The following is a 15476-nucleotide window of genomic DNA, read 5'->3' as shown; positions in this document are numbered from 1 at the left end:
TAGGCTTGGGGCATGGTGCACTCCCCTCCAATCTCTCCACTGCAACCGTGGCTTGCGCCGCTGGCAGGCTACTCCAACCTGCCGTTTCGGCTGCTTTGCCGGGAGCACGGCTGCGCTGTGGCGGTCACGGAAATGGTGAGCGCCAAGGGCCTGCTCCTGGGATCTTCCGGCACAGCGGATCTCCTTGCCACCTGCCCGGAAGACCACCCGCTCGTGGTGCAGCTCTTTGGCGCGGAACCGGAAGTCCTCGGCGAAGCCACGGCGCGGTTGCGTCAACAAGGCTTTGGCTGGTTCGACCTCAATGCCGGATGCGCGGTGCCCAAGGTGACCAAAACCGGGGCAGGGGCGGCTCTGCTCCGCGACCCCGGCCGCATCAGCGCCGTGGTCGAAGCCATGGTGGCCGCCGCGGGACGCAATGCGGTAGGCGTCAAGCTGCGCCTTGGCTGGAACGAAACCCAGCACACCTACCTGGACATCGCCCGCCGCCTGGAAGCCGTGGGCGTCGGCTGGATCACGCTGCACCCGCGCACCGCCAGCCAAGGATTTTCCGGAACCGCCCGCACCGAACACCTGCGCCGCCTCAAAGCGGCCGTGCCCCTGCCGGTACTTGCCAGCGGCGACCTCTTCACCGCTGAAGACGCGGTGCGCTGCCTTGAGACCACCGGTGTGGACGGAGTGATGTTCGCCCGCGGCGCCATGGGGGACCCGGCCATTTTTGAGCGCTTCACCGCCCTCATGCGCGGCACCCCGCCGCCGACCCGGGATCTCGCCTCCATTCGCGCGTGCATCACCCGCCTCGCAGCCCTCCACCACCGATGGGGCTCCCCGCGCCAAGGACTCTTGCAGTTGCGCACCCTCGCCCCTCGTTTTTTCCGGGGCATGCCCCAAGCCCGCGCCATCCGCACCCGCCTCATCCACTGCTCCACCTGGGAGGAGGCCCTGGACTGTATCGCCGACCCATCGGAGGAATCATGAACATCACCCTCGCCAAGACCGCGGGCTTTTGCATGGGTGTCGCCCGGGCCCTGCGTCAATTGGACCAGGCCATGGCCGAACACCCAAACCGCACCATCGTCACCTTGGGCCCTATCATCCACAACCCCCAGGTGCTCGCCCGCTACCACGAACGAGGGGTGCGCGTGGCGCACAGCCTTGAAGAAATCCCCGACCATGCCGTGGTCCTGGTGCGCGCCCACGGCATCCCGGTGGACACCGCCCGCGCCCTGGCCCAACGCCCGCTTACCGTGGTGGACGCCACCTGTCCCAAGGTGAAAAAGGCCCAAGTACTCATCGAACGCCATTGCCGGAAGGGGACGCCGCTGCTCCTCTTCGGCGAGCCCGACCATCCCGAAGTGCAGGGGCTCAAAAGCCGTGCAGAACGAGCCGTGGTCTTTCAAAGCGCCGAGGAACTCGACGGCATCCCGCATCCCTTCGGCCCAGCGGTGCTTGCCGCGCAGACCACCCAGGATCGCACGGAATTTCACCGCATCGCGGCCCTGCTCCAGGCCCGGATCCCGGAGCTCACCGTCCTGGACACCATTTGCGACGCCACCAAGCTACGCCAAGACGAGGTGCGCGCCCTGTGCCGCCACGTGGACGGCCTCGTGGTGGTGGGGGGAAAAAACAGCGGCAATACCCGACGCCTGGCGCAAATCGGTACGGAATGCGGCCGGCCCACCTGGCATGTGGAAACCGCGGCCGAGCTGCCGGGCGAAATGGCGTCCTGCACCACCATCGGGGTGACCGCCGGGGCCTCCACCCCTGCGTGGATCATCGACGAGGTCGTGGCCGCCCTCCGCAGTCTCTAGCTCCAAACAACGCGGCGCCCCGAGTGGAGCGCCGCGTTGTATCTTGGGGAAACCGAAGGCGAGTCAGCGCAACAGCCCCGCCAGCATGCGCAGATGCCGGCGTTCTTCCTCCACACAGGCCTGCACCGCGTCTCGGTCGCCCTCGGGAACGAATTCCTGCATTTCTTTGAAGAATACGATGGTGTCCTTCTCAAAGCCCATGGCCGCATGGATGGCCTCTTCGCGGCTGCCCACGAATTGCCGCAGGGCGTCCATATCCCCCAGACGAAAGAGGGTATGGGAATCGATGAGGGCCGTAAGGTACTCCACGTATTCCTCTTCCGTGGCCCAGGCCGGAAGCTCCACCTCGCCGAGGCGGCAGGCAAGGTCGTGGAAGATCTGCCAATGCTTCTCCTCCTCCTGAGCCAAGAAGCGGAAGGTCTGCGCCAAGGAAGGATCCGTGGCGGTTTCGGCCAGGCGGGTGTAGAACACCTGACCACGCTGTTCGATCTCTTGTGCTGCGGTCAGCACGTCGGAAGCGGAAAAGATACCTGCCATAATTCCTCCAGGGTCTGACCCCGGCTAGAGTTCCGAAGGAAGTTCCTTGAGCTGGGCATACGTGAACACCGGACCGTCCACGCACACGTATTTGGTGCCGATGTTACAGCGGCCACACAGCCCCACCCCACACTTCATACGCTTTTCCAAGGTGGTGATGATCTGTTCGTCCTCGAAGCCCAATTTCTTGAGGGCCTGGAGGGTAAACTTGATCATGATGGGCGGGCCGCAGGTCACGGCCACGGTGTTTTCCGGCGAGGGGGCCAAGTCCAAAAGCACGTTGGGGATGAGCCCCACCCGATGCTCCCAGCCCGGGTACTCGGCGTCCACGGTGAGCACGGTGCGCACGTCGGAGCGGCCCAGCCACTCAGGAAGCTCCGCCTTGTAGGTCATGTCCACGGGCGTGCGCGCACCGTACAGCAGGGTGATATCCCCGAAATCCGCGCGGTTATCGAGCATGTAGATAAAGAGGGTGCGCAGCGGCGCCATACCGATGCCGCCGCCGATGAAGACGATGTTCTTACCGCGCATGGTCTCCACCGGGAAGCCGTTGCCCAAGGGGGCACGCACCCCCACTTTATCGCCCGGCCGCAATTGATGCAGCCGCGTTGTCACCTCACCCACGCGCATGACGCTGAACTGGAGATACTCCATGCGGGTGGGCGAGGAGTTGATGACAAAGGTGGATTCGCCCACGCCAAAGACCGACAGCTGCCCTACCTGGCCGGGACGAAAAGTGAAGTTTTGCATCTTCTCCTCATCGTCCAGCACCACACGAAAGGTCTTGATATTGGGCGTTTCCTCGATGACCTCCACCAGGGTGGCCATCTGTGGCAAATAGGGATTGTGCTGGTTCATTGCGCGTACTCCTGTGCCGCGTGCACAATGGCACGGATGTCCACTCCCGCCGGGCAATGCTTGATGCACCGGCCGCATCCACAACACGCGATGACACCGTTATGGATCGAGGGATAATAGCTGAACTTATGACCGACGCGGTTTTTCAAGCGATGGGCCTTGGTGGGCCGAGGGTTGTGACCGCTGGCTTCCAGGGTGAAGGTGTACGCCATGCAGTTGTCCCAAGTACGGATGCGCCGGCTGATGAGCCCCAAATCGTCATCGGTGATATTGAAACAATAGCAGGTGGGGCACATATACGTGCACGCCCCGCAGGAGATACACTTGGCGGACTGCTGCTCCCAGAACTCCTTGTCATCGAAGCGGGCAAGGAGCTTGGCCGGCGCCGAGGAGAAGTCATGGGACGGGGGCATGGCCGTTTGAGCCTGACGCACCACGGCGTCGGCCTCGGTCCCGCGGGCGCCGATGTCTTCAAACAGCGCGTGCTGGAGAAACGCCGCCCCGGCCTCGGTCACCGAACGGGCGACGAATCCGCCCTCCACCGGAATGAGCAGCACGTCGGAACCGGTGGTATCCGCCGGGCCACCGCCCACGCTGGAACAAAAACACGTGGTCTCGGGCCGGGTGCAGACCAGGGAGACGAAGAGGGCATCCTCCCGGCGCCGAGCAAAGTAGGGGTCATGGGCCACGCCCAAGAACACCGGGCCAAAGATCTCTTTGCCCCGCGCCCCGCAGGGCCGGCAGCCCAAGACCACGGTGCGGGCATGCGGCGGGAGGGTGGCTTCGATGACCGGCTGCTTGTGTTCCTCATGCCGCTGGGCCACCAAAAGCGGCTCGGTCTGCGGAAACGTAGCGGCTTTGGGAGACGTGGAGGCCATGCGCCAAAACTCCAGACGCATGCCCGGCCGGTACCACCGGAAGACCACGCTGCCCTCATGGGCCACCGGGGCCAGCACGTGACACGAACCAGCCAAGTCGTCCGCCAAAGCAGTGAGCTTTGCTGCAGGGAGAAAACGATCCATCACCAACCTCGCTCATTGATGCCCGCCTCTTCCACCTGGAAGGTGAGCAGGGGCGGGGTCTGACCAACAGTGGTCCCGGCCTCATAGGCAAAGAGGTCCTGGGTCACCCGATTCATGTGCCGGCGCAACAGAAGCAACGGGATGTCCACCGGGCAGGCCCGCTCGCATTCTCCGCACTCGGTGCAGCGGCCCGCCAGATGCATCACGTGGATCATCTGGAACATGAAGTTCTCCGCAGGGGAGTTCTCCTGCCCCAGCCACAGCGGGTCGCGGCTCGTGGCGATACAATGGTCGCGGCACACGCACATGGGGCACGCATTGCGGCAGGCATAGCAACGGATACACCGGGTCATGGTCTCCTGCCAAAAGGCCTGCTTCTCGGCGCTGGACAAGGCGTCGAAGGCCTCTTGGCAGGCCACGGGCTGGGGCGAGGCAGTGCGCTCGCTGCCCACCAGCACGTCCGCGCCCAAGGCATTGGGGTAGCGGCAGGCGACACACTTGTCGGCCAGGACATCGCTCAGGCGCACCGAAACCTCCTGCCCAGCCACGCGGGCGCGCAGCACGTCGCCCTGCCACTGCGCCTCCTCCACAAAGCCCAGGTCCGCCGGGAGCTTGTCCCGCAGCTTGCGGTGGCTCACCACCCCGTCGCAGCACAGACCAAAGACCGTCACGTCCTCGCGGCGGATAAGGCCCTCATTGGCCAGTTGGATCACGCTGCGGCTATCGCACCCCTTGACCACGATGCCCACCTTTTTGCCTTTGAGGCCCGGCAAATACGTGGCCAGGTTGTGCACCGCCCACGGTCCCACCACGAGGCGCTCCACGTCCGCGGCCTCCCGGATATACAGCGGCGTGGCATGGAAGGGGTCGAAACCCATCTCCCAGCCCAAGACCAGATCCAGCTCCGGGAGCCGGCGGGTAATGGCGTCTTTCAATTGCTGTAGCATACCGTTCCTCCTAGCCGTGACACGGGCAGCCTTGGCCCGCAGCAGCTGGGGCTGCGGCGTCGAACCACGCCCCATCGGACACATGGCTCATGGTGGGCGCCGGCCCGAGTTCATGAATGCGGCGGGTAAACTCCGTCACCACATGCTGCCAGCGCTGGCCTTCCGAAGCGGAAACCCAGGTATACTCGAAGCGCCGCGGATCGATGCCGGTGGCGGACAGAAACTGTTTCAGCGTCTCCAGACGGCGGCGGGCGTAGAAATTGCCCTCCGCATAGTGGCAATCCCGCGGATGGCAGCCGGAGACGAGCACCCCGTCCGCGCCGTTGATCAAGGCGCGCACGATGAACAGCGGATCGATACGGCCCGAACACGGCACCCGGATGATGCGCAAATCCGTAGGTTGGGAAAAACGCGCCACCCCGGCCGTATCCGCCCCGCCATACGAGCACCAATTACACAAAAAGCCTACGATGCGTAGTTCACGCGAATCCGAGGCGGACATAAGGCATTCACCTCCGCGAGGATCTGGTTATCGGTAAAATGCTCCAATTGGATGGCACCCTGAGGACAGGTGACGGTACAGATGCCGCAGCCCTGACATACGGTCTCCACCACCTCGGCCTTGGGGTTGCCAAAGCGGTCTTCCACCAGCTTGATGGCCCCAAAGGGACAGGTCTGCACGCACTTGCCGCAACCCACACAGCGCGCGGGCGTTACCCGCGACACCTGGGGATCGGACTCCAATTGGTCCTTGGAAAGGAGGGCGAGCACCTTGGCCGCAGCCGCGCTGCCCTGCCCCACCGATGCCGGGATGTCCTTGGGCCCCTGGCAGGCGCCGGCCAAAAACACCCCGGCGGTGTTGGTCTCCACGGGCTTGAGCTTGGGATGGCTCTCCACGAAAAAGCCGTACTGGTCCGGCACCACCCGGAGTTTCTCACCCAAGGCCACGGCCCCGCGCGCCGCCTCGGCGCCCACGGCCAAGACCACCAGGTCCGCCGCCACCTCCACCTGGGTGCCGGCCAAGGTGTCCGCCCCACGCACCACCAATTGATCGCCCTTGGGATAGATCATGGAAACTCGGCCGCGCACATACTGGGCGCCGTACTCTTCCATGGCCCGGCGGGTGAATTCGTCATAGCCTTTGCCCGGCGAGCGGATATCCATGTAAAAGACGTAACTCTGGGAATCCGGGATATGATCTTTGGTGAGGATGGCCTGCTTGGCGGTGTACATGCAGCAAAAGCCCGAACAGTACGGCCGATCCACCGAGCGATCGCGGGAGCCCACACATTGGATGAACACCACGGTCTTGGGCTCCTTGCCGTCCGACGGCCGCTTGATATGCCCGCCCGTGGGCCCGGACGCAGAAAGCAGGCGCTCGTACTGCAACGAAGTAATGACATCAGGATAGCGCCCCTGTCCGTACTGCGGATACTTATGCCAGTCGAAGAGGTCATACCCCGTGGCCACCACAATGGCGCCCACGTCCACGGTCACAAGCTCGTCCTGCTGGTCGAAATCGATGCATTTCACCGGGCAAATCTTGGCACACAGGCCGCATTTGCCCTTTTGTTTCATGATACAGGTATCCGGGTTGATGGCGGCCTTCTTGGGAATGGCCTGGGGAAAAGGAATATTGATGGACGGCGCGGTACACAGCCCTTCGTTGAAGGGATCCGGCGCCTTGCGGCTGGGGCATTTTTCCATGCACAACCCGCAGCCCGTGCATTTGCTCCAATCCACAAACCGCGCCTTCTTGCGGATGGTGACCTGGAAGTTGCCCACATATCCGGAAACCGATTCGATTTCCGCCAAGGTGTGCAGGGTGATCTTGGGGTGCTGGCCCACGTCCACCATTTTGGGCCCAAGCACACACGAAGAGCAGTCAATGGTGGGGAAGGTCTTGTCCAGCTTGGCCATCTTGCCGCCAATGCTCTGCTCCCGTTCCACCAGCACCACTTCCTGCCCGCCGTCGGCGCAGTCCAGGGCGGCCTGAATGCCTGCCACGCCGCCACCGATGACCAGCACCCGTTTGACCACGTCGAAGCGTTTGGGGATGAGCGGCCGGTTGCGGCGCAGCTTCTCCACCGCCATGCGCACAAGTTCGATGGCCTTGACGGTATTGCGTTCCGCATTCTTGCCGATCCACGACACATGTTCGCGGATATTGGCCATTTCGAAGAAATAGCGATTGATGCCGGCGCGCTCCACGGTGCGGCGGAACGTCGGCTCGTGCATCCGCGGACTACATGACGCCACCACCACGCCATCCAATTGGTGTTCCTTCACCGCCTGAACGATGGCTTCCTGCCCGGGCTCGGAGCAGGCGTACATGGTGTCCGTGGCGTACGCCACCTCAGGGAACTTCGCCGCAGCCTGGGCCACGGCGACCACGTCCACCGTACCGGCGATATTGCTGCCGCAATGACAAATAAAAACTCCGATTCGCATGCTTCCCCCCTACCGCACCGGCGCCGGCGCCTTGATTTTCCCCAGGGCCAGACGTGGGTCCACGCACAGACGATCCAGCCCCAGCTCGCTGCGAGGCACATCCAGCGCAAGGCCCAAGAGCTGGGTGTAATAGAACACCGGAATCCGAAAATGTTCGTGCAGCGCCGCATTGATCTGCCCCTGCCGCAGATCCAGGTTCATCTGGCACAGCGGGCACGCCGTGACTATCGCATCCACGCCAAGACCGCGGGCGGCGTCCAAAAGCTTTCCGGACAATCGGGCAACGATGTCGCCGCGGGGCACGCCAAAGGAGGCCCCACAGCATTCCACTTTGAGGGGAAAGAGCGCCACCTCCGCCCCGGCGGCCTCCATGAGGCGGTCCATGGCCATGGGATTTTCGTGGTCGTCAAAGCGCATGCGCTCCGGCGGCCGGTTCATGATACAACCATAATAGCAGGCCACCCGCAGGCCCGTGAGCGGCCGGGTCACCCGCCGGGCCACCTCGTCCACCCCCACTTGCTCCACCAACACCTGCAAAACCGATTGCGGATCCACGCGGCCCACGTAGGGCCGATCCAGCAAGGCATTGACCTGGCCCCGAAATCCCTCGTCCTCCATCTCCACGGCGGCGTTGCGCAGATTGGTCAGGCAGCTGGGACACGGCGTGGCCAGTACATCGACGCCGAGACTATGGGCAAGGTCCAGATTACGCGCAGACAAGGCCGCCGAAAGCACGTGATTCACGGTATGGGCCGGAGACGATCCACAGCAGCTCCAATCCGGCACGTCCACCAACTCCAACCCCACGGCCGCGCACACGGCCCGGGTGGAGCGGTCGTATTCCAAGGAGGTGCTCTGACCGGAGCACCCGGGATAGTAAGCGACTTTAGACATGGGCACCTCCTTTGCGGAAGCGCTGGAAAATCCGCTCGATCTGATCTCGTCCCACGATGGCATGCGGCCGGAAGGCAAGCTTGCGCCGCGCCAAAGCCTTGGGCGCCAAGTCCACATCCGTGAACACCCGCCCCGAATGCAGGACGTAGTCCGCCATCAGCCCCAATTCAAAGGCTCGACCATGGCGCTCCACCGAACGCAGGAAAGCGTCCGTAAAAAGCTTGACCTCCCGCTCCGTGGCGTAACCCTGCTCTCGGGCCATGTGCCGGCACACATCCATGACCTTGGCCACATCGATACGGTTGGGACACCGCGTGGTGCAGGATTGGCACGACGCGCACAGCCAAATGGACTTGCACTGAAGCACGGCCTCGCGCTGGCCGAGTTGAATGAGCCGCATGACTTGGCTTACCGAGTGATCGTACACGAAGGTGTACGGACATCCCGCGGTACAGTTGCCGCATTGGTAGCATGTCCGCAGATTTTGATGACTGCGGGCCTCCACCTCGGCGATGAAGTCCTGGTCCGCGGTGGCGAGATCGACGATGCGCATAGATATCTCCACCACTCAAGTTTACGAAAGGAAAGACTCCTTTCTGGTGAAACACGGCCTGGTGTGTCACGCTGCCCCACAGCCCTCTGGATATGTGGCGCTCCCGGACACACCCAAGCGCCCACGGAATCGCAAAAAACCAGGAAAGGCCCCAGCCCTTTGCCTTCCGCGGCCATTTCTCTTGCAGCTTGGGTGCCATACGACCAAGGTTTTGGCCTTGTCCAGAGCTTGCAGGACGGCATGGCAAAATTTTTTCGATTATCGATACAAGAGCGTTCGCACAAAAAAAGCGCTTCCCTGCAGGAAAGCGCCGCATTGACCGCCCCCATAGCGGGGGCGCGAGCTACCAGTGGCGCACCGGTCCGGTATCCAGATGCACAAACCCGTCACGCGGATAAAAACCGACACCACCCATGCGTGCGGCGAGAGCCGCGTCCCGCAGGCGAGCCAGTGGCACCCCCGGAAGATATACATCCATCGCCTTTCCGCGCATGTGATAGCTATTGCGAGCCACTCCCCGGCTTTTACGACGCATCTGCGCATTGGTGGACGGCGAGCGGTACGCAGACACCACGTGGTAGGGGGTCTTGGCGCCTAAACGCACCCAAAGGAGGTGGAGCAGGTCGAACAAACGAGGGTCCATACGGGTGGTGGCGCCGTTTCTGGGGTCACGCAAAAACTGATTGAGCGTCTTCAAGGCTTCCGGCGTATACCGACCATTGACCGCGTAGGCCACTTCCAGGCGCTTGCCGGTATGGAGGTTTTCCAGCAGCAGCACCCGCTTTCTCGGCACCGGGGAGGCCAAGGCCTCATGGACAACTCCTGGAACGACCACCGCCACAGCGCAGGCTGCGGCGACACTGGAAATGCGGCGAAGAAAGTCACGGCGAGAAGGAAGCATCGGGCACCTCGTCACGGATGAGCAGCAGCATAGCGCAGGGCCTGATCCAGAACACGATCCAACCCATAGATATCTGCCAAAAAAGCAGGCCGACCGGCCTGAACCCGCACCGTACAGTAGAGCAAGAGCACCTGCGCAGGCCGACGCACCCGCAGCACCGTGGGGACGCTTTGCCCCATGGCGGCACGCAGGCGCTCCACGTCCCAAGAGGGATCGTCCTCCAATACAAATTGGGCGAGCCTTATCGGGTCTTCCACTCGAATGCAACCATGGCTCAGGTCGCGGCGAGCTCTCTCAAAAAGCTGAGGAGTCGCGGTGTGGTGCAGAAAAATCCCGTCCTTGTTGCTCAGGATGAATTTGATGTCTCCCATGGGATTGTATGGTCCAGGGCGCTGCCGAAGACGAATGCGCCCCTGAGCCACCGCATCCAGCCGCTCGGCGGAAAGGCCTGTATCCACGGAGCCATCGCCAAGGACAAACTCGAAACCTTCGCGGTAAAACACCTCGGGATCCCGCAAAAATTTCGGGATCAACTCTTCCCGGGCAATGGAAAAAGGGACGTTCCAATATGGGCTGAGCTCGATGGCCCGAATGGCATCGTCAAAAATCGGCGTCGGGGTCTTGAGGGCGCTGCCGGTGATGACCCGCATGCGAAGCCGCACGGAAGTGTTTCCCGCCCCATCCACCTCGTAAGCCTCCAACACGTTTTCCGGCAGGTACACCGCCACGACCCGCCGCCCCAAAAGACGCGCCCAACGCAGACGCTCCATGGTGAGCTCCATCTGCCGCACCCCGGCCGCGGGCGAAACATTGAGCCGCGCCGCCGTGCGCCGACCGAGAACCCCATCCACCAGCAGGCCGTGACGCTGCTGAAAGGCGCGAATCCCTTGCACGATGTCCGGAGTCATCACCGAAGACTCCGGCGTCTCGGGGGGCAGATCGCCCAATGCCTTGAGGCGACGTACCACAAGAGGCAGGCCGAGGTAGCTCTGACCAGGAGCGACTTTTCCGCCCGGAAGGGAAGGAAGCGGCTCGTCCCACAAGGCCGCCACCCGGGGGTCGGCCGCCATGCGCCGAAACGCCCCCAAAGCGTCACGAATCTGGGCATAGAGGGGGATCTTGGGGGCGAGCTCGTCCACCAACTGGGCCAGCCGCCCCCGGCGCACCGCGGCGATGAGACGGTCTTTAGGGGCAAAGGCCTGATGCGCCAGCCCGGAAAACCGCACTTGCACCGAAAAGGGGTCCACGCGGCCGGAGTGCACATGCTGGAGAAAACGGGTCATGGCTTCGGTGAGCGCGGCGTCCCAGCGGGCGATCTCCGCAGGCGTCCCGCCCCCCCACAAAAGGCGCTCCAGCTCGCTGCGCAGCCGATCCACCGCGTAATCGCCGGGGGAAAGCCCCTCGTCTTCGGCCGAGGCCAAGATATTCATGGCCTCCAAGGCCTGAGGTGTAGGACGCCCTTGGGCAAACCACAGAAGCTCCGCATCCGCCGCCACCGCCGCTTGCCCAAAAACCAGGCAGATGACGGCCACCCACAGCCATGTCTTCATCGAGGCGCCTCCAACTGTACGGAGCCGCCGTAGCGCCACTTGCCGCCGAAAACAAGCTCCGGTCACCGGGGATACCCCAGTACGCCATAGAGACGCCGATACGCTGCGCCCATGACCGGCACGTCATAGGCATCCACCCGCTTACGCCCGTTCGCCACCAGGCGGGCCGCGAGCTTTTGGTCTTCGAGCACCCGTCTCAGGGCATGCGCGAGAGCGCCGACGTCCCCCACCGGGGCCACCAACCCGGAGACTTCGGCCTCCACGAGCTCCACATTGGCGGGCAAGTCCGAGCACACCACCGGCACCCCACACGCCCAGGCTTCCTTGATGACGCCGCTGGAGCCTTCTCCATGGGGCGAGGGGACGGCCACGGCATCCAACTGCGGCAGCACCTGGGCCGCCGGCTGCCACCCTTTCCAGTGCACCCGAGAGGCGACACCCAGCGTCTGCGCCCGCTGCACGAGCGACGCCAGCAAGGGACCCTCGCCCACCACCCAGAGTTCCACCGCATCCATGAAGCGCATGGCCTCCAGGAGTGTCTCATGGCCTTTTTGTGGGGTTAAGGCGCCGATGATGCCGATGCGTCCGCCATGCCAGCCGGTGCGCGGGGGGTACTCCACCACGGGAATGGCGCTGGGGATGACCGCCGTCACGGACACCCCCGACGTCTCCACCACCCGGGCCACATCCGCCCCCACGGCCACCACCGCGTCGGCCCGGGCATATTTCCAGCGGCTCCACCCTCGCCCCAAGGGATACGACACGCGACGGGTGTGTACCAGCCGCACATCCGGCCGCAGAAGGCGGACTGCAGCGCCCAAGGACGCGGCCCGCGCTTCGTGCGTATGGAGGATGGCCTTGGGGGGAAGGCGCCGCGCCAAAAGCGCCACATTGCGAGGGTCCAGACCACTGCGGGACGGCAGCAGGACCACGGGCACCCCAGCTGCGGCAAGCGCGCCCACGAGCGGAGCGGCGCGGGGAACCCCCACCGCCACCGGCAGGCCTTGGGCCGCGAGCCACGAACCAAGGAGCAGCGCCTGGCGCTGGCCGCCGCGCAGCTCCAGACCTAAATCAAGATGGACAATGGAGGGGAGTCGCATGAGCGCGGCGATCCGCCTGAAGAAGGGTGCGCAGGCGCTGCGCCACCGGCCCCGGAGCGCCGCCGCCCACGGGCGTATCGTTGTAGCGCACCACAGCCACGGCATCGATGCTGGTGCCCAAAAGCAGCACCTCGCGGGCGGAGAAGAGCTCCGCCTCGGGCACCGGCCGCACCACCACTGGGATTTCCCCCTCCACCAAGGCCATGGTTCGCTTGAGGGTGGTGCCCAAGAGGGCGTGCTTGAGTTCCGGGATCACCAAGTTTCCGGAAGCGTCCACAATGGCCACGTTCTCCGTGGCGCCTTCCGCCAGATTACCCTCCTCGTCGAAACACAGAGGATACTCGGCGCCGTGGGCCACGGCTTCCATCTTCATGAGCACATTGGGGAGATAGTTGACGCTTTTGATCCCGGCCAGCCAGGAAGGCTTGGGGGGGATGGACACCCGCCAAGCGCGGACCCCCTCTTCCCAAAAACGCTCGGGCTTAGGGGTGAAGCGCCGCACCACCACGTAGAGGCTTGCGCACGGGCACTCCCGCGGGTCCAAGGTAAACCCGCCAGGCCCCCGGCCCACGAGCACGAAGACATGGCCGCAGGGCTCCCCCGCGGCCCGGCACACGTCGAGGATACGCTCGCGCACCACGGCCAAAGGTTCGGGCGGGACAAGCCCAATGGCGGCGCAAGAACGCTCCAAACGCGCCAGGTGCGCCTCCAGCTGGTAGATACAGCCGTCCTCGAAACGCAAGGTCTCGAAGACACCGTCGCCGCGGTGCACCAAGTGGTCATCCACGGGCATGAGCATCAGGCGAGGGTCCGTGGAGATCACCCCCAGTCGATGCTCGTAGAAGGCGAGGATCGTTTCCTCCCCAGGACGAGGGGTAGCCAAAATCTTGGCCACCACCTCGTCTCGGGTCGCCACCGGAGTGGTCATCGCGGTACCCGCAAAAGGTCCCGGCGCAAGAGCTCTTCCGCGATCTGCACCGCGTTGAGGGCCGCGCCTTTACGAATGTTGTCGGCAACGATGAACATGTTGAGACCGCAGGGAATGGTCTCGTCCTCGCGGATGCGCCCCACGAGCGTATCGTCCTGTCCGGCGGCCAGGATGGCCATGGGGTAGATCTTCTCTCCAGGGTTATCGAGCACCCGCACCCCAGGGGCCTGGGAGAGGATGGCCCGGGCCTCCTTGGCGGAGAGCTTCTTCTCGGTCTCGATGTTCACGCTCTCGCTATGCCCATAAAACACCGGCACCCGCACGGTGGTGGCCGTGACCCGAATGGAATCGTCGCCCATGATCTTTTTGGTCTCCAGCACCATCTTCATCTCTTCCTTGGTATATTCGTTCTCCAAGAAGACATCGATGTGCGGCAGGCAGTTGAAGGCGATGCGGTGCGGGTACACCGTCACCGTGGGCTCCTGGCCGTTGAAGAGCTCGCGCACCTGGCGTTCCAACTCGGCGATGGCCTTCTGGCCGGTGCCGGACACCGCCTGATAGGTGGAGACCACCACACGCTTGATGCGGGCCACATCATGCAGGGGCTTCAGGACCACCACCATCTGGATGGTGGAACAATTGGGGTTGGCGATGATACCTTTGTGCCAGGCGAGATCGTCCGGGTTCACCTCCGGCACCACCAAGGGCACCTGGGGGTCCATGCGCCAGGCGCTGGAGTTGTCCACCACCACACAGCCCGCGGCCACGGCGTGGGGGGCGAACTTCTCCGAGGTGGACCCTCCGGCGGAAAAAAGGGCGAGATCAATGCCGGCAAAGGAGGCTTCGGTGAGTTCCTCCACCGTGAGCTCCGTATTGCCAAAAGGCACCAAGGTGCCCGCAGAGCGCGCCGAAGCAAAGGCGCGGACCTCGGCTGCAGGAAAATGACGACGGGCCAAAGTATCGAGCATCTCCCGGCCTACAGCACCGGTCGCCCCCACCACGGCCACAACAGGACGCGTACTCATCAGCGTTCTCCTCCCAGTCCCAAGTATTGGGCCACATGACGCCCGATCTCCAGGCATGCATCGGCCTTGTTGAGCGTGTACAAATGCACCCCAGGGGCGCCCCTTTGCAAGAGGTCCGCGGCCTGGCGCATGGCGTAGCCGAGGCCAAGCCCGCGCACACCGGCGTCGCCGTAGCGTTCATGGGCGCGGGTGAGGTCTTCCAAGAAATCCTTCGGGATGCTCGCCCCGCAAAAGGAAAGCATCCGGTGGAGCGCCGGGAGGTTTTGCACCGGCAGCACCCCGGGGATGATGGGCACATCGATGCCAATGGCGCGGGCGCGGTCCACGAAGCGGAAATAGATGTCGTTGTCGAAGAAGAGTTGGGTGATGACAAAACTCGCCCCGGCCTCCACCTTGTGCTTGAGAAACACCAGATCCTCTTCCATGGAGCGGGCCTCGGGGTGCTTTTCCGGGTACCCGGCCACGCCGATGCATACCCCAGGATACTCGCTCACGATAAAGCGCACCAAATCCGAAGCGTGTTGGAATTGATCGCTCTCGGGCCGAAATTGGCTCTCCCCCCGCGGCGGATCCCCGCGCAGGGCGAGAACATTCTCCACGCCATTTTCCACAAGCGGCCCCAAAAAGGCCCGCAAGCGGGCCTCGCTGGCCCCCACGCAGGTAAGGTGCGTGAGCGGCTCCAAGCCGTATTCCTGCTTGAGACGCACCCCGATCTCCAGGGTGTTGTGCTGGGTGGAGCCCCCGGCCCCGTAGGTCACCGAGCAAAAAAGCGGCTTCACGGGTGCAAGGGCGCGAACGGTATCGAAAAACCCCGGCCACAGCCGTCGATCCTTGGGAGGAAAGAACTCCAAGGAGAGAAACGGCCGACCGGTTGCAAGGAGCTCGTCAATGCGCATGGGATA

The 15476-nt window shown here is 63.8% G+C and carries 16 protein-coding genes; 2 read left to right on the top strand and 14 right to left on the bottom strand.

The annotated features are described in order from the left end of the window. The first annotated feature begins 12 nt into the window (after window positions 1-12). The gene (locus tag BR00_RS04045; RefSeq protein ID WP_496476337.1) at window positions 13-975 is read left to right on the top strand and encodes a tRNA dihydrouridine synthase; all 963 of its coding nucleotides are present in this window, start codon (window positions 13-15) and stop codon (window positions 973-975) included. Then, window positions 972-1808: a 4-hydroxy-3-methylbut-2-enyl diphosphate reductase gene (gene ispH, locus BR00_RS04040; protein WP_496476336.1), complete on the top strand. Its 837-nt coding sequence runs from the start codon at window positions 972-974 to the stop codon at window positions 1806-1808. The genes BR00_RS04045 and ispH overlap by 4 nt, the downstream gene beginning before the upstream one ends. 63 nt (window positions 1809-1871) lie before the next feature. Here ispH and BR00_RS04035 read toward each other — a convergent pair whose 3' ends face one another. The 14 genes from BR00_RS04035 to metF all read right to left on the bottom strand — a co-directional run bounded on the left by BR00_RS04035 (window position 1872) and on the right by metF (window position 15470). Beyond that, on the bottom strand, window positions 1872-2345 hold the full coding sequence (locus tag BR00_RS04035) for a ferritin-like domain-containing protein (protein WP_496476335.1): 474 nt from the start codon (window positions 2343-2345) through the stop codon (window positions 1872-1874). A gap of 24 nt (window positions 2346-2369) precedes the next feature. Continuing rightward, window positions 2370-3203: an FAD/NAD(P)-binding protein gene (locus tag BR00_RS04030; RefSeq protein WP_496476334.1), complete on the bottom strand. Its 834-nt coding sequence runs from the start codon at window positions 3201-3203 to the stop codon at window positions 2370-2372. Then, on the bottom strand, window positions 3200-4225 hold the full coding sequence (locus tag BR00_RS04025; protein ID WP_496476333.1) for a 4Fe-4S dicluster domain-containing protein: 1026 nt from the start codon (window positions 4223-4225) through the stop codon (window positions 3200-3202). The genes BR00_RS04030 and BR00_RS04025 overlap by 4 nt, the downstream gene beginning before the upstream one ends. Further along, window positions 4225-5172 carry a 4Fe-4S dicluster domain-containing protein gene (locus BR00_RS04020; RefSeq protein ID WP_496476332.1) on the bottom strand — a complete coding sequence of 316 codons (948 nt, stop codon included), beginning with the start codon at window positions 5170-5172 and terminating at the stop codon, window positions 4225-4227. The genes BR00_RS04025 and BR00_RS04020 overlap by 1 nt, the downstream gene beginning before the upstream one ends. A 10-nt stretch (window positions 5173-5182) precedes the next feature. After that, window positions 5183-5674: a hydrogenase iron-sulfur subunit gene (locus BR00_RS04015; RefSeq protein ID WP_496476331.1), complete on the bottom strand. Its 492-nt coding sequence runs from the start codon at window positions 5672-5674 to the stop codon at window positions 5183-5185. Then, complete coding sequence (locus tag BR00_RS04010) at window positions 5638-7623, bottom strand: 4Fe-4S binding protein (protein ID WP_496476330.1); 1986 nt, start codon at window positions 7621-7623, stop codon at window positions 5638-5640. The genes BR00_RS04015 and BR00_RS04010 overlap by 37 nt, the downstream gene beginning before the upstream one ends. 9 nt (window positions 7624-7632) lie before the next feature. Next, window positions 7633-8517: a CoB--CoM heterodisulfide reductase iron-sulfur subunit B family protein gene (locus tag BR00_RS04005; RefSeq protein WP_496476329.1), complete on the bottom strand. Its 885-nt coding sequence runs from the start codon at window positions 8515-8517 to the stop codon at window positions 7633-7635. Next, entirely contained in the window at window positions 8510-9070 is a 561-nt protein-coding gene (locus tag BR00_RS04000) for a 4Fe-4S dicluster domain-containing protein (protein WP_496476328.1), read from the bottom strand. The genes BR00_RS04005 and BR00_RS04000 overlap by 8 nt, the downstream gene beginning before the upstream one ends. Window positions 9071-9413: 343 nt before the next feature. Beyond that, window positions 9414-9971: a peptidoglycan L,D-endopeptidase MepK gene (gene mepK / locus BR00_RS03995; protein ID WP_496476327.1), complete on the bottom strand. Its 558-nt coding sequence runs from the start codon at window positions 9969-9971 to the stop codon at window positions 9414-9416. An 11-nt stretch (window positions 9972-9982) separates the two neighbouring features. Next, window positions 9983-11521: a L,D-transpeptidase family protein gene (locus tag BR00_RS03990; RefSeq protein WP_496476326.1), complete on the bottom strand. Its 1539-nt coding sequence runs from the start codon at window positions 11519-11521 to the stop codon at window positions 9983-9985. A 62-nt stretch (window positions 11522-11583) separates the two neighbouring features. Beyond that, entirely contained in the window at window positions 11584-12621 is a 1038-nt protein-coding gene (locus BR00_RS03985) for a glycosyltransferase family 4 protein (RefSeq protein WP_496476325.1), read from the bottom strand. Next, complete coding sequence (locus BR00_RS03980; protein ID WP_496476324.1) at window positions 12593-13549, bottom strand: aminotransferase class IV; 957 nt, start codon at window positions 13547-13549, stop codon at window positions 12593-12595. Before BR00_RS03980 ends, BR00_RS03985 begins: the two co-directional genes overlap by 29 nt. Further along, window positions 13546-14574 carry an aspartate-semialdehyde dehydrogenase gene (locus BR00_RS03975; protein WP_496476323.1) on the bottom strand — a complete coding sequence of 343 codons (1029 nt, stop codon included), beginning with the start codon at window positions 14572-14574 and terminating at the stop codon, window positions 13546-13548. The genes BR00_RS03980 and BR00_RS03975 overlap by 4 nt, the downstream gene beginning before the upstream one ends. After that, entirely contained in the window at window positions 14574-15470 is an 897-nt protein-coding gene (gene metF, locus BR00_RS03970; RefSeq protein ID WP_496476322.1) for a methylenetetrahydrofolate reductase [NAD(P)H], read from the bottom strand. Before metF ends, BR00_RS03975 begins: the two co-directional genes overlap by 1 nt. Between the last annotated feature and the right edge of the window lie 6 nt (window positions 15471-15476).

The sequence above is a fragment of the Thermodesulfomicrobium thermophilum DSM 16697 genome, from assembly GCF_059568695.1.
This window is presented reverse-complemented; position numbering and strand designations above follow the sequence as displayed.

Bases quoted from the DNA above. Each gene is read 5' to 3' on its own strand.
- BR00_RS03980 (WP_496476324.1), bottom strand. From the start codon at position 13,549: ATGACCACTCCGGTGGCGACCCGAGACGAGGTGGTGGCCAAGATTTTG.
- BR00_RS04000 (WP_496476328.1), bottom strand. From the start codon at position 9,070: ATGCGCATCGTCGATCTCGCCACCGCGGACCAGGACTTCATCGCCGAG.
- BR00_RS04010 (WP_496476330.1), bottom strand. From the start codon at position 7,623: ATGCGAATCGGAGTTTTTATTTGTCATTGCGGCAGCAATATCGCCGGT.
- BR00_RS04030 (WP_496476334.1), bottom strand. From the start codon at position 3,203: ATGAACCAGCACAATCCCTATTTGCCACAGATGGCCACCCTGGTGGAG.
- ispH (WP_496476336.1), top strand. From the start codon at position 972: ATGAACATCACCCTCGCCAAGACCGCGGGCTTTTGCATGGGTGTCGCC.
- BR00_RS04005 (WP_496476329.1), bottom strand. From the start codon at position 8,517: ATGTCTAAAGTCGCTTACTATCCCGGGTGCTCCGGTCAGAGCACCTCC.
- BR00_RS04045 (WP_496476337.1), top strand. From the start codon at position 13: ATGGTGCACTCCCCTCCAATCTCTCCACTGCAACCGTGGCTTGCGCCG.
- BR00_RS04020 (WP_496476332.1), bottom strand. From the start codon at position 5,172: ATGCTACAGCAATTGAAAGACGCCATTACCCGCCGGCTCCCGGAGCTG.
- BR00_RS04015 (WP_496476331.1), bottom strand. From the start codon at position 5,674: ATGTCCGCCTCGGATTCGCGTGAACTACGCATCGTAGGCTTTTTGTGT.
- metF (WP_496476322.1), bottom strand. From the start codon at position 15,470: ATGCGCATTGACGAGCTCCTTGCAACCGGTCGGCCGTTTCTCTCCTTG.
- BR00_RS03975 (WP_496476323.1), bottom strand. From the start codon at position 14,574: ATGAGTACGCGTCCTGTTGTGGCCGTGGTGGGGGCGACCGGTGCTGTA.
- BR00_RS04025 (WP_496476333.1), bottom strand. From the start codon at position 4,225: ATGGATCGTTTTCTCCCTGCAGCAAAGCTCACTGCTTTGGCGGACGAC.
- BR00_RS03985 (WP_496476325.1), bottom strand. From the start codon at position 12,621: ATGCGACTCCCCTCCATTGTCCATCTTGATTTAGGTCTGGAGCTGCGC.
- mepK (WP_496476327.1), bottom strand. From the start codon at position 9,971: ATGCTTCCTTCTCGCCGTGACTTTCTTCGCCGCATTTCCAGTGTCGCC.
- BR00_RS04035 (WP_496476335.1), bottom strand. From the start codon at position 2,345: ATGGCAGGTATCTTTTCCGCTTCCGACGTGCTGACCGCAGCACAAGAG.
- BR00_RS03990 (WP_496476326.1), bottom strand. From the start codon at position 11,521: ATGAAGACATGGCTGTGGGTGGCCGTCATCTGCCTGGTTTTTGGGCAA.